General features: G+C 73.2%; 10 protein-coding genes. All 10 read left to right on the forward strand.

Annotated elements, in window-relative coordinates; all coding sequences use genetic code 11:
- Positions 1-11 precede the first annotated feature (11 nt).
- The 10 genes from K8612_RS20870 (at position 12) to K8612_RS20915 (ending at position 12,286) form a co-directional block, all read left to right on the forward strand.
- The gene (locus tag K8612_RS20870; RefSeq protein ID WP_223763560.1) at positions 12-329 is read left to right on the forward strand and encodes a hypothetical protein; all 318 of its coding nucleotides are present in this window, start codon (positions 12-14) and stop codon (positions 327-329) included.
- A gap of 106 nt (positions 330-435) precedes the next feature.
- Positions 436-1,665, forward strand: a complete 1,230-nt coding sequence (locus tag K8612_RS20875) for a TolC family protein (RefSeq protein ID WP_223763561.1) — start codon at positions 436-438, stop codon at positions 1,663-1,665.
- On the forward strand, positions 1,662-2,852 hold the full coding sequence (locus K8612_RS20880) for an efflux RND transporter periplasmic adaptor subunit (RefSeq protein ID WP_223763562.1): 1,191 nt from the start codon (positions 1,662-1,664) through the stop codon (positions 2,850-2,852). The genes K8612_RS20875 and K8612_RS20880 overlap by 4 nt, the downstream gene beginning before the upstream one ends.
- On the forward strand, positions 2,842-5,970 hold the full coding sequence (locus tag K8612_RS20885) for an efflux RND transporter permease subunit (protein ID WP_223763563.1): 3,129 nt from the start codon (positions 2,842-2,844) through the stop codon (positions 5,968-5,970). Before K8612_RS20880 ends, K8612_RS20885 begins: the two co-directional genes overlap by 11 nt.
- On the forward strand, positions 5,967-6,512 hold the full coding sequence (locus K8612_RS20890) for an RNA polymerase sigma factor (protein ID WP_223738263.1): 546 nt from the start codon (positions 5,967-5,969) through the stop codon (positions 6,510-6,512). Before K8612_RS20885 ends, K8612_RS20890 begins: the two co-directional genes overlap by 4 nt.
- A 65-nt stretch (positions 6,513-6,577) precedes the next feature.
- Complete coding sequence (locus tag K8612_RS20895) at positions 6,578-7,231, forward strand: isoprenylcysteine carboxylmethyltransferase family protein (protein ID WP_223763564.1); 654 nt, start codon at positions 6,578-6,580, stop codon at positions 7,229-7,231.
- A gap of 160 nt (positions 7,232-7,391) precedes the next feature.
- Positions 7,392-8,822 (forward strand): TolC family protein, encoded by a 1,431-nt coding sequence (locus tag K8612_RS20900; RefSeq protein WP_223763565.1) that lies wholly within the window; start codon positions 7,392-7,394, stop codon positions 8,820-8,822.
- A complete protein-coding gene (locus K8612_RS20905; protein ID WP_223763566.1) occupies positions 8,800-10,227 on the forward strand; it encodes a multicopper oxidase family protein in 1,428 nt (475 codons plus the stop codon). The genes K8612_RS20900 and K8612_RS20905 overlap by 23 nt, the downstream gene beginning before the upstream one ends.
- A 72-nt stretch (positions 10,228-10,299) precedes the next feature.
- Entirely contained in the window at positions 10,300-10,785 is a 486-nt protein-coding gene (locus K8612_RS20910; protein WP_223763567.1) for a PH domain-containing protein, read from the forward strand.
- The gene (locus K8612_RS20915; protein ID WP_223763568.1) at positions 10,775-12,286 is read left to right on the forward strand and encodes a PH domain-containing protein; all 1,512 of its coding nucleotides are present in this window, start codon (positions 10,775-10,777) and stop codon (positions 12,284-12,286) included. The genes K8612_RS20910 and K8612_RS20915 overlap by 11 nt, the downstream gene beginning before the upstream one ends.
- The last annotated feature ends 1 nt before the right edge of the window (position 12,287 follow it).

Raw genomic sequence — 12,287 nt, forward strand, 5'->3', positions numbered from 1 at the left:
AGACCGCTCCAGTGCTCCGACTCTGGCTCTTCCTCTGCCTGCTGCTGCTCGCTCCCATCGGGGGCGGGCTCGCGCACGCCTTCGGGCCGGCGCAACAGGCGGAGACGTGCCTCACGGGCTGCGCGGATGACGACGCGCAGGGCCAGTGCGCCCCCACCTGCGTGGACTGCGCCTGCTGCTCGCACGTCAGGCCCCTGGCCGTCGCCGTACCGCTGCAGGGCCTCGTGGACTCCCTGTTCCGGGAGCCCCCCATCACCCCCGAAGCCCTGGAGCCGTCCTCCGCCGACGCGGACGACATCCTCCATCCCCCCATAGTCCCTCTGGCTTAAGGCCCGCGTCCGCCGTCGTTCGCTCGCGCCCCGCCACCGGTGTGCCCGGCCTCCTGCCCGGGTGCATGGGTGCGCGCGGCCCGCCTTCCGCAAGAGGTCCTCTTCCGTGCCCATCCGTTCCGCGACGGCCGCCCTCGGGCTGGCCGCCGTCATCCTCTGGCCGCGCCCTGGTGGCGCGGATCCCTCCCGAATCTCCCTCCAGGACGCCCTCGCCCTGGCGCGCGAGCACGCCCCGGCGCTGGTCCAGGCCCGGGCCCGCGTGCGCGCCGCCCAGGGGCCCCTGGCGAGCGCCGCGCCGCTCTTGCGCGAGAACCCCCAGCTCGACGTCCAGGTGGGCTCGCGCCGGCTCCCCACGGGAGACCATGGCCTGGACCTCGCGGTGGGTCTGGCGCAGCCCTTCGAGCTGGGCGGCAAGCAGGGCCTGCGGCGCGAGGTGGCGCGCGCGGGCCTGTCCCTGGAGGGAGCCCGCCTGCGCGACGCGGAGCGGCTCCTGTTGGGGGACGTGGCCGCCGCCTACCTCCGCCTGCTGCAAGCCCGGGAGCGGCGGAAGCTGGTGGAGGCCGCGGCGGAAGCGGCGGAGCGCACCGTCCAGGCCACGGAGCGGCGCTACGCGGCCGGTGACGTCCCGGCCGTGGACGTGAACGTGGCGAAGGTGGCCCACGCCCGCGCCCGCGCGGAGGTCCAGGTCGCCACCGGCGAGGTCCAGGCCCTGCGCGAGGAGCTGGAGGCGCGCGTGGGCCAGCGCGCGAGCCCCCAGGCCACCTACGACGATGACCTGCGGTCGCTCGCGCGGGCGCCGGTCCGCGACGTGCCGGACGGCGCGGGAGCGCGCGCGGACCTGGTGGCGCTGGAGCAGGAGCAGGTCCAGGCGGAGGCCGCCGCGACGCTGGGCCGGCGCCAGGTGCTGCCGGACATAACGGTGGGCGCGCGCTACCAGAAGGAGGCGGACGAGACGGTGTTCCTGGGGACGCTCAGCGTGCCCCTGCCCCTCTTCGCCCGCGGCCAGGAGGCGCGCCTCGTGGGCGAGGCGGAGGCGAGCCGCGCCGGACAGGAGCTCGCCGCCGCGCGCACCGTCGTGCCCGCCCAGGTCCAGGCCGCGCGCCACCGCTACCGCGCGAGCCTGGCCGCCCTCGGGGACCTGGAGCAGGTGCTGCCGCTCCTGGATGACAACGAGGCGCTGGCGCAGCGGTCCTATGACGCCGGGGAGATGGACCTCGCGGCCTTCCTCCTCGTCCGGCGCGACACATTGGAGACGCGGGCCGCGTGGCTGGAAGGCCTGCTGCGATTGGCCCTGGCCCGGGTGCAGTTGGAAGTCGAGACGGGAGTCCTGCCATGAAGCCCACCCTGCTGCTGCTGTCCGTCCTCGTGGGCCTCACCGCCTGCAAGTCCTCCAAGTCCGAACACGACGACGCGCACGAACACGGCCACGACGAGGCGGCCCCGGAGAAGCTCCACGTCGAGTCCGGGGACGTCATCCACGTGCACGTCCCCCAGGAGATGCTCCGGGACCTGCGCGTCACCACCGAGAAGGTGGAGGCCCGCCCGGGCGGAGAGAGCGTCACCGCGCTGGGCGAGCTGACCTTCAGCGAGGACGCCTACGCGGAGGTGGCCTCGCCGGTCTCCGCGCGCGTGGCCTCCGTCGCCGTGACGACGGGCCAGGCCGTGAAGCAGGGCCAGCGGCTGGCGGAGCTCCAGAGTCCGGAGCTGGGCCGTGCCCGCGCGGACCTCCAGGCCGCCCAGGCCCGCGCCGCCGCCGCCCGTCAGGCCGCGGACCGCAAGCGCACGCTGGCCGACGAGCGCATCGTCGCGCGCAAGGACGCGCAGGCCGCCGAGGCGGACGCCGCCGCCGCCGAGGCGGAGGTCGCCGCCGCGAAGGCCGCGCTCACGTCGCTGGGCGCGGGCGGCCCCGGAGGGGATGGCACGTCCGGCTTCGTGCTCAAGGCGCCCATCGACGGCACCGTCGTGGAGCGCACCGCGCGGCTGGGGCAGATGGCGGATCCCTCCCAGCCGCTCTTCCGCGTCGGAGACCTGTCGTCGCTGTGGCTCATCGTGCACGCGTTCGAGCGGGACGCGGTGCGCCTGAAGCCCGGCGCGGACGCGCGCGTCACCCTGGCCGCGTTCCCGGGCCAGGAGTTCGCCGCGAAGGTGGGGCACGTGGGACAGCAGGTGGATCCGCGCAGCCGCACCATCCCCGTGCGCCTGGAGTTGGACAACGGCAAGGGGCTGCTCAGGCCGGGCATGTCCGCGTCGGCGTCCCTCCCGCTGGGGGATCCGGGCGCCACGCTCACGGCCGTTCCGGCGCCAGCGCTCCAGCGGCTGGCGAACGGCTGGGTGGTCTTCCTTCCCACGCCGGAGGCCGGCGTCTTCGAGCAGCGCGAGGTGGGCCGGGGCCGCAGCCTGGGCACGCAGGTGGAGGTGCTCAAGGGGCTCTCCGTGGGCGACGAGGTGGTGGTGGAGGGCGCGTTCCTCCTCAAGGCCGAGGTGGAGAATTCCCAGGGCGGAGGCGATGAACATGGCCACTGATCCCCGCGAGACGTTGCCGGGGCGCATCCTCCGCGCGTCCTTCGCCCGGCCCGGGCTGACGGTGCTCATCGTCCTGGCGATGGCGGCCTTTGGCGCGGTGGCGCTGCGCAACCTGCGCCAGGACGTGTTCCCGGACCTGTCCGCGCCCATCTTCAACGTCATCGTGCAGAACCCGGCCATGGGCGCCGAGGAGCTGGAGACGGCGGTGGCCATCCCCATGGAGGTGGCGCTGGCGGGTCTGCCCGAGGTGCGCCGCATCCGCTCCACGTCCCAACTGGGCGTCACGCAGGTGACGGTGGAGTTCGAACCGGACGCGGACTACTTCCGCAGCCGCCAGTACGTGGCGGAGCGCGTGGCGCAGGTGGAGGGCGAGCTGCCCCTGGGCACCGACGCGCCGCTCGTGTCCAGCCTCACCGGCCGGCTCAACGAGGTCTTCGAGTTCACGCTGGAGGCGGAGCCCGGCACCGCGGACCTGATGGCGCTGCGCGACCTGGCGGACTTCGACATCAAGAACCGGCTGCTGGCGGTGCCCGGCGTGTCGGGCGTGGAGCGGCTGGGCGGCTACCTGCGCCAGTTCCAGGTGCTGCTGGATCCGGATCAACTGGTCGCGCGCGGCATCACCCTGGACGAGGTGCAGCACGGCCTGGAGGGCGCCAGCGTCAACGCGGCCGGAGGCTTCGTCACGCAGGGCCCCATGGAGTGGGCCGTGCGCGCGGTGGGCCGGGCGGAGACGGTGGAGGACCTGAACAACACCGTGGTCGCGCTGCGGGACGGGACCCCGGTGCTGCTGGGGGACGTGGCGGACGTGCGCGAGGCCCCCGCGGTGCGCCGGGGCATGGCGCACCGGCTGGACGGCGAGGTGGTGAGCTGCCGCGTGAGCAAGCAGTTCGGCGCGGACACCGTGCGCGTGGCCGAAGGCGTTCGCGCGGCAATCGAGGAGCTGCGCCGTTCGCTGCCGCCGGGCGTGCACCTGCGCGTCGTCTACGATCAGTCGGAGCTGGTGGGCTCCGCGCTGGGAGGCGTGGGGCGGGCCATCCTGCTGGGCGCGTTCCTGGTGGTGGGCGTGCTCTTCCTGCTGCTGGGGGACTGGCGCGCGGCGCTCATCGTCACGCTCACCCTGCCCCTGTCGCTGGCGCTGGCGGGGCTGCTGCTCAAGGCGGCGGGCATCGGGTTGAACACGATGACGCTGGGCGGGCTGGCCATCGCGGTGGGCCTGCTGGTGGACGCGGCCATCATCGTCGTGGAGAACGTCATCCACGACCTGCGCGAGGGCAAGGGCCGCCGCCCGGTGCGCGAAGAGGCGCTGGCGGCGGCGCTGGAGGTGGGCCGCCCCATCGCCTTCGCCACGCTCATCGTCGTCGCGGTGTTCATCCCCCTCTTCGCGATGACGGGCATCGAGGGCCGCATGTACCAGCCGCTCGCGGCGGCGGTGGTGGCGTGCCTGGCCGCGTCGCTCGCGCTGGCGCTCACGCTGGTGCCGGTGGTGTCGGGGCTGTTCCTGCGCGCGCCGCGCGAGGACTCGCAGGAGGACGTGTGGCTCATCCGCAAGGTGAAGGCCGCGTACGCGCCGCTCCTGGACCGGTGCATGCGCCACGCGGGCCTGGTGCGCGTGGTGGCGCTGGCCATCACCGTGCCCGCGCTGGGCCTGGCCTTCCTGGTGGGCAGCGACTTCATGCCCAGGCTGGACGAGGGCGCCTTCCTCCTCCAGACGGTGCTGCCCCCGGAGGCGTCCCTGGACGAGGTGGACCGCCTCAACCACCGCGTGGAGGACGTGCTGCGCGGGTTCCCGGAGGTGGAGGACGTGGTGCGCCGCACCGGCCGCGCCGAGCGCACCGAGGACCCGATGCCCCACACCCTGTCCGACGTGCTGGTGGTCCTCAAGAAGGACGCGACGGGCGGCCGCGAGGCGCTGGAGTCGCGGATGCGCGAGGCGGTGGAGAAGGTGCCCGGCGTGTCGGTGCTCTTCACCACGCCGCTGGGGATGCGCATCGACGAGGGGCTGGGCGGCAGCCCCGCGGACCTCTCCGTGCGCGTCTTCGGGCCGGACCTGGACACCCTGGCGCAGCTCGCGGAGAAGGCACGCGCGCTGATGGCGAAGGTGGAGGGCGTGGAGGACCTGCGGGTGGAGCGGCTGAGCGGCCTGCCCCAGTTGCGCGTCGCGGTGAACCGCGCGGCGGTGGCGCGCGTGGGGCTCACGCCCGGGGACGTCATCCGGGCCGTGCGCGTGGGGCTGGTGGGTGAGGAGGCCGCGCAGATCTGGCGGGGCCAGCGCCGCTACGACCTGGTGCTCCGGCTGGCGGACCACCGCCGGGGGGACGTGAACGCCATCCGCAACCTGCTGGTGGACGGGCACGACGGCACGCGCATCCCGCTGAGCCAGTTGGCCACCATCGAGGAGACCTCCGGCGCGGGGAGCGTGCGCCGCGAGGCGGGCAGCCGGCGCATCGCGGTGGAGGCGGGCGTGTCCGGCCGCGACCTGGGCAGCACGGCGGCGGAGGTGCGGGAGCTGCTGGCCGCGCAGTTGAAGCTGCCCACGGGCTACTTCGTGGACGTGGGCGGCAAGGTGGAGAGCCAGGAGCGCGCGGCGCAGGCGCTGACCGTGGCCATCACCCTGGCGCTGCTGGCGGTGTTCGTCCTGCTGTACCTCGCGCTGGACTCCGTGGCGGAGGCCCTGGTCATCCTGGCCACGCTGCCGGACGCGTTCGTGGGCGGCATCCTCGCGCTGCTCCTCGCGGGCGAGACCTGGAACGTCTCCAGCCTGGTGGGCCTCATCGGCCTGTTCGGCATCGCGGTGCAGAACGGCCTGGTGCTCGTGGCGCAGACGAAGGACCTGATGCACCGGGGCAGGCCCTTCGCGGAGGCCGTGCGCGAGGCGAGCCTCGGCCGCGTGCGGCCCAAGCTGATGACCGCGGGCACGGCCATCCTCGGGCTCCTGCCGCTGCTGGTGCTGCCGCTGCACGGGACGGAGATTGAGCGTCCCCTGGCGGTGGTGATGGTGGGCGGGCTCGTCACGTCCACCCTCTTCACGCTGCTGGCCCTGCCCACGTTCTACGCGCTGGTGCACGGGTTCCAGGAGCGCCTCGCGGCGCGCAGGGCTGCTAGAAGGCCCGCGGCATGAGCCTGTCGCCCGAAGCCATGGACGCGCTGCTGCGCCATCACCACGCGTTCCTCGCGTTCCTCACGCCGCGCGTGGGGAGCCAGGAGGCGGCGCGCGAGGTGCTTCAGGCCGCGTTCGTGAAGGGCATGGAACAGGGGGGCGCGCTGCGCGAGGAGCAGAGCGCGGTGGCCTGGTTCTACCGGCTGCTGCGCAACGCCCTGGTGGACCGCCACCGCCGGGGCCAGCGGGAGGTCTCCACGCTGGAGTCGCTGGCCCACGAGCAGCCCCTGTCCACCGAGGACGCGAGCGGCCTGGAGGCCACGGTGTGCGGGTGCGTGGCGGGGCTCGCGGGGACGCTCAAGCCCGAGTACGCGCAAGCCGTGCGCCGGGTGGACCTGGAGGGGCTCACCGTGGCCGCGTACGCGAAGGAGGCGGGCCTCTCCGCCAACAACGCCGCCGTGCGCCTGCACCGCGCCCGGAAGGCCCTGGGCGCGCGGCTGGTGGAGCTGTGCGGCCACTGCTGCGCGCAGGGCTGCGTGGACTGCGACTGCGCGCCCGCGTGAAGAATCCGCTGTAAGAGCGCGCGGGGCCGGGCGTCAGCGGGGGTGAACGCAGTGGGAGGTCACCCATGGACGTCGTCACCTTCACCCGGCCGGCCCTGCCCGCCGCCACCCTCGCCTTCCTCCTCTTCGCCATGGTGTTGCCGTCGGTGCGCCTGCGCCGCCGCACGGGCCGCCCGGCGCTGGTGCTGCACCGCTCCGGCCCGCCGCTCCAGCGCGTCATCGGCGCGGGCATGGCGCTGTTCATGGGGGCCATCGTGCTGTGGAGCGCGGCGCACCTGGCCTTCGGGGAGCAGGCGCTGGGCGTGTGGCGCGTGCCGGCCGTGCTCCGGTGGAGCGGCTGGGCCCTGGTGGCCGTGGGGTTCGCCTTCACCGTGCGGGCCCAGGTGGAGATGGGCGCGTCGTGGCGCATCGGCATCGACTCGGAGCGGACGGAGCTGGTGACGTGGGGCCTCTTCGGCGTCGTACGAAACCCCATCTTCAGCGGGATGCTCGTCGTGGTGACGGGCATGGCGCTCGCGGCCCCGAGCGCGTGGACCGTGATGGGCTGGCTCGACTACGTGCTGCTGGTGTCGCTCCAGGTGCGGCTGGAGGAGGACCACCTGCTCGGCCTGCACGGCGCCGCCTACCAGCGCTACGCGGCGCGCGTGGGCCGCTTCCTCCCCGGCGTGGGGCGGCTGGAGGCCCCCGGCCTGGACGCCGCGCCGCGCATCACAGTGTGACGTGCGCGGTCACACCTGGCACGAAGCGCCCATGCGAGCGTGTGGCTTCCGACGCTGTCATTCCATGGGGTTGCGATACCTGACGCCCTGGCCCGGCCCTTGCTCGACAGGCGCCGGTGCCCTGGCTGCCGTACGGACACATCCCTTCTCGAGGTCTCGTGTGAATTGGAAATCCCCCTGGCTCCTCGCGGTTCTGCTGCTCGGTGGCTGCGCGTCCATCCAGAAGGAGCGCGGTCACCAGGAAGTGGCGGCGCTCGTGGAGGAGCGGACGGGCTTGAAGACGCGTTGGAACCAGGGGACGCCGGAGGACGCCCAGGTGCAGCAACACCTGGATGCCCTGCTGGCCGGCGACCTCACGTCGGACCGCGCGGTGGAGGTGGCGCTGCTCAACAACCCCGCGCTACAGGGGACGTACGAGGAGCTGGGCGTGTCCCAGGCGGACATGGTGCAGGCCGGGCTGCTCACCAACCCGTCCTTCAACGGGAGCATCGGCTTCCCGCTGTCCTCGGACGGCGTCACCGAGCACGAGTTCTCCATCGTCCAGAGCTTCGTGGACCTCTTCACGCTGCCCCTGCGCAAGCGCGTGGCGAAGGAGCAGTTCCTGGCGGACACGCTGCGCGTCGCGCACCAGGCGCTGGCCACCACGGCGGAGGTGCGCCAGGCGTTCACGGAGGTGCAGGCGCGGCAGCAACTGGTCGCGCTGCGCCGCGAGGTGTACCAGGCCGCGGACGCGGCGGCGGACCTGTCCCAGCGGCAGCGCGCCGCGGGCAACATCACGGTGCTCGCGCTGGCCACCGAGCAGGCCGCGCTGGAGCAGGCGCGGCTGGAGCTGGCGCAGGACGAGCTGGCGCTGGTGGAGGCGCGTGAGCACCTCACCCGCCTGATGGGCCTGTACGGCGAGAGGGTCCAGTGGAAGCTGACGCTGAAGCTGCCGGAGGTCCCCGCCTCCGAGTCCTCGCTGGAGCATCTGGAGACGCTGGCCATGCGGCAGCGGCTGGACATCGACGCGGCCCGCAAGCAGACGTCGCTGTTGTGGAACGCGCTGGAGCTGGCGCGCAGCACGCGCTTCTTCGGCCGCGTGGAGGTGGGCGTGCACACGCACCAGGACGCGAACGGGCCGCGGCTGCTGGGCCCCACGCTGTCGCTGGAGCTGCCCATCTTCGATCAACGTCAGGCGCTCATCGCGAAGCTGGAGGCGCAGCACCGCCAGGGCGAGAGCCGGCTGATGGAGCTGGCGGTCAACGCCCGCTCGGAGGTGCGCGCGGCCAGGGCGAAGCTGGTGACGCTGCGGAACATGGCGGAGCGCTACCAGAAGGTCGTGCTCCCGCTGCGCACCACCATCCTCGAGGAGTCGCAACGCCAGTACAACGCCATGCAGATCGGCCTTCCCGCCCTCCTCCTCGCGCGGCGCGAGCAGGTGGAGGCCTGGAGGGCGTACCTGGAGACGGTCCGCGACTACTGGATGGCGCGGGCCGACCTGGAGCGCCTCGTGGGGGGACGCCTGCCCTCCACCGCCGCGCCCGCGCCCGCTCCCGCGCCCACCCCCACTCCTTCTCCCGAGCCCACCCATGAGCACCATGAATCCCACTGACGAAACCCAGGGCCCCACCGAAACCCCCGAGTCTTCCCCCGGCCTCACGCGCCGGGGACTGCTCGCGCGCACCGGAGCCACGCTGGCGACGGGAGCCCTGCTGATGCACGGCCGCTCCGCCCAGGCGCAATCCAGCGCACCCGGCGCGAAGGCTCCGCGCGAAGGGTCCATGGCGGACACGGGCGGCGACGTGGGCCGCGGCTACCGTCCCGTCATCGTGCCCAACGGCGCGAAGCTGCCGTGGAAGATGGTGGGCGGCGTGAAGGTGTTCCACCTGGTGGCCCAGGAGGTGGAGCACGAGTTCGCGCCCGGCCTCAAGGCCACGTGCTGGGGCTACAACGGCCACGTGCACGGGCCCACCATCGAGGTGGTGGAGGGCGACCGCGTGCGCTTCTACGTCACGAACCGGCTGCCCGCGTCCACCACGGTGCACTGGCACGGCGTCCTGCTCCCCAGCGGCATGGACGGCGTGGGCGGGCTGAACCAGAAGGCCATCGCGCCGGGCGAGACGTACCGCTACGAGTTCACGGTGCGGCAGGCGGGGACGTGCATGTATCACTCGCACCACGACGAGATGACGCAGATGGCGCTGGGCATGGTGGGCCTGTTCATCATCCACCCGCGCAGGCCGGTGGGGCCGCGCGTGGACCGCGACTTCGCCATCATGCTGCACGAGTGGCGCATCGACCCGGGCACGCAGCGCCCGGACCCCAACGAGATGACGGACTTCAACATCCTGACGATGAACGCGAAGGCGTTCCCGGGCACGGCGCCGCTGGTGGTGCGCAAGGGCGAGCGGGTGCGGATCCGCTTCGGCAACCTGAGCGCGATGGACCACCACCCCATCCACCTGCACGGCTACCAGTTCCGCATCACGGAGACGGACGGAGGCCGCATCGCGGAGAGCGCGCAGTGGCCGGAGACGACGGTGCTGGTGCCCACGGGCAGCACGCGCACCATCGAGTTCGTGGCGGACGAGCCCGGTGACTGGGCGATGCACTGTCACATGACCCACCACGTGATGAACCAGATGGGTCACGGCATCCCGAACATGGTGGGCGTGAAGCCCGGAGACCTCGACACCAAGGTGCGGCCGCTGCTGCCCGGCTACATGACGATGGGCCAGACGGGCATGGGGGACATGGCGGGCATGCACCACATGCCCATGCCCTCGAACTCCATCCCCATGGTCGGCGGCAAGGGCCCCTACGACGAGATCACCATGGGAGGCATGTTCACGATCCTCAAGGTGCGCGACCGGCTGGACGGAGAGGGCGATCCCGGCTGGTACGCGCCGCCGAAGGGGACGCTGGCGCAGCTCGCCCACGCGGACGAACTTCGCCGGGACGGCATCGACGTGGAGCAGCCGCCGCCCACGAAGCCCACGGGTCACCCGCACGGCTGAGCCCGGGGACATGAAGGCCTGTTCAGCTTCACGGGCCTGATGGAGTAGGTTCGGGCCTCCCCCGGAGGCCCCATGACCGCCCCACTGCCGACGCTGGAACGCCTTCCTCGTGGAGCGCTCACGCTGTTCCGCATCCGGGCGCTCCTGCGCATGGGGCTCTACGGTGGCGTCGCGTTCGCCGTGGCGCTGGGCTTGAGCTTCGCGGGCAACGAGCGCTGGCCGTTCCTGCTGCCGTGCGCGGTGGTGCTGGGCTTGAGCGTGCTGACGGCGTGGTATCCGCAGCGCGCGCACGAGCGCTGGGGCTGGGCGCTGCGCGATCACGACCTGGTCATCTCCCACGGCGTGCTCCTGCACGAGGTGGTGTCCATCCCGGCGGGGCGCATCCAGCACGTGGACGTGCACCAGGGCCCCATCGAGCGCTCACTGGGGCTCGCGCGCCTGCAGATCTACACGGCCGCGGGCAGCGGCGCGGACGGTGAGATCCCCGGCCTGACGCGGGAGACCGCGGACGCCCTGCGCGAGCGGTTGGTGCGGCGCGAGGCCGACGATGTCGTCTGAGCCGGCGGTGCTGGCCGTCCCGGAGGAGGTGCCCTGGAAGCGGCTGAGCGCGAAGGCGCCGCTCGCGGCGCTGGTGCCCCTGTCGGCGACGATTGGCCGCATGCTCCTGGGCGCGCTGCTGCCCACGTACTTCGCGGGGGAGCGCGGCCTTCCGGGGGTGCTCTGGGGCATCGTGCTGAGCATGGCGGGACTGCTGCTCGCCGCCGGGCTCTATGAAGTGGCCACGCTGAGCTACCGCGTGGTGGGCGCGCAGTTGGAGATCCGCTCGGGCATCTTCACGCGCACCTCACGCTTCATCGAGGCCGCGCGGGTGCAGAACACGGAGGTCTTGCAGCCCTTCGTGTCGAAGCTGCTCGGGCTGGTGGAGGTGAAGGTGGAGACGGCCTCCGGGGGCAAGGCGGACGGCCACCTGCGGGGCCTGACGCCGGAGGATGCCCAGGCGCTGATCCACGCGCTCCAGGCCATGAGGGGCGAAGGCACGGCGGCGGTGCTCCTGCCCGGCGAGGCCGCGCCGCCGGAGCGCGTGCTCTCCGAGGCCCACCTGGGCGGCCTGCTGCTCTACGGCGCGACCGCGCTGGGGCTGGGCGTCATCGCGGTGGTGATGGGCGCGTTGCATGAAATCACCGAGACCTTCCACAAGCTCCTGCTGCCGTGGATGGAGGCGCACTGGGACGCGGTGGCGGCGCCGGGCATGGGCTGGTTGGCCGCGACGGTGGCGGCGCTCACGGGGCTGTTCGGCCTGTGGCTGGTGAGCGGCGCGCGAGCGGTGCTGCGGTTCCACGGCTTCCGGCTGGTGGACACGGGCACGCACCTGCGCGCGGTGGGCGGGTTGATCACCCGCCGGCAGGTGACGGTGCGGCGCGCGCGCATCCAGCAGGTGGTGCTGGATGAGCCGCTCCTGCGCCGCACGCTGGGCTTCGGTTCGGTGGAGGTGGAGACGGCGGGCGTCCGCACGGGCAAGGAGGCCGCGGACCGCGCGGAGCTGCTGGTGCCGGTGGTGCCCACGGCGCGCATGCCGGAGCTGCTGCGGGAGTTCGTGCCGGAGCTGCCCGACGCCATGCCCTTCCAGCGGGCGCATCCCAAGGCGCTCCTGCGGGCACGGATCCGCGCGGTGGGCTTGAGCGTGCTGGTGGCGGCGCCAGCGACCTGGTTCCTGGGAGCCTGGGGCGCGGTGGCCTGGCTCCTGCTGCCCGCGCAGTTGCTGGGAGCCTGGTTCGACTGGCGCTTCCAGGGATGGCACGTCACGGAGGCCCTGGTGGTGGTGCGCCAGGGCTTCTGGCGCAGGCGCACGACGGTGGTGCAGCGCTCCCGCATCCAGTCCGTCCGCGCGAGGCAGGGCCCGCTGGAGCGCGGCTACGGCATCGGGCACGTGCGCATCGACGTGGCGGGCTCGTACGTCATCCTCCCCAGCGTGGGTTGGGACGAAGCCCAGTCGCTCATCGACGTGCTCCCGGCCCGGCGCCCCGCGCGCCGTGGGTCGCCCGTTCGGCTTCCCGGGTAGC

The organism is Corallococcus sp. AS-1-6, assembly GCF_020037015.1.
Lineage (GTDB): Bacteria > Myxococcota > Myxococcia > Myxococcales > Myxococcaceae > Corallococcus.

Bases quoted from the DNA above. Each gene is read 5' to 3' on its own strand.
- K8612_RS20880 (WP_223763562.1), top strand. From the start codon at position 1,662: ATGAAGCCCACCCTGCTGCTGCTGTCCGTCCTCGTGGGCCTCACCGCC.
- K8612_RS20885 (WP_223763563.1), top strand. From the start codon at position 2,842: ATGGCCACTGATCCCCGCGAGACGTTGCCGGGGCGCATCCTCCGCGCG.
- K8612_RS20890 (WP_223738263.1), top strand. From the start codon at position 5,967: ATGAGCCTGTCGCCCGAAGCCATGGACGCGCTGCTGCGCCATCACCAC.
- K8612_RS20895 (WP_223763564.1), top strand. From the start codon at position 6,578: ATGGACGTCGTCACCTTCACCCGGCCGGCCCTGCCCGCCGCCACCCTC.
- K8612_RS20905 (WP_223763566.1), top strand. From the start codon at position 8,800: ATGAGCACCATGAATCCCACTGACGAAACCCAGGGCCCCACCGAAACC.
- K8612_RS20910 (WP_223763567.1), top strand. From the start codon at position 10,300: ATGACCGCCCCACTGCCGACGCTGGAACGCCTTCCTCGTGGAGCGCTC.
- K8612_RS20915 (WP_223763568.1), top strand. From the start codon at position 10,775: ATGTCGTCTGAGCCGGCGGTGCTGGCCGTCCCGGAGGAGGTGCCCTGG.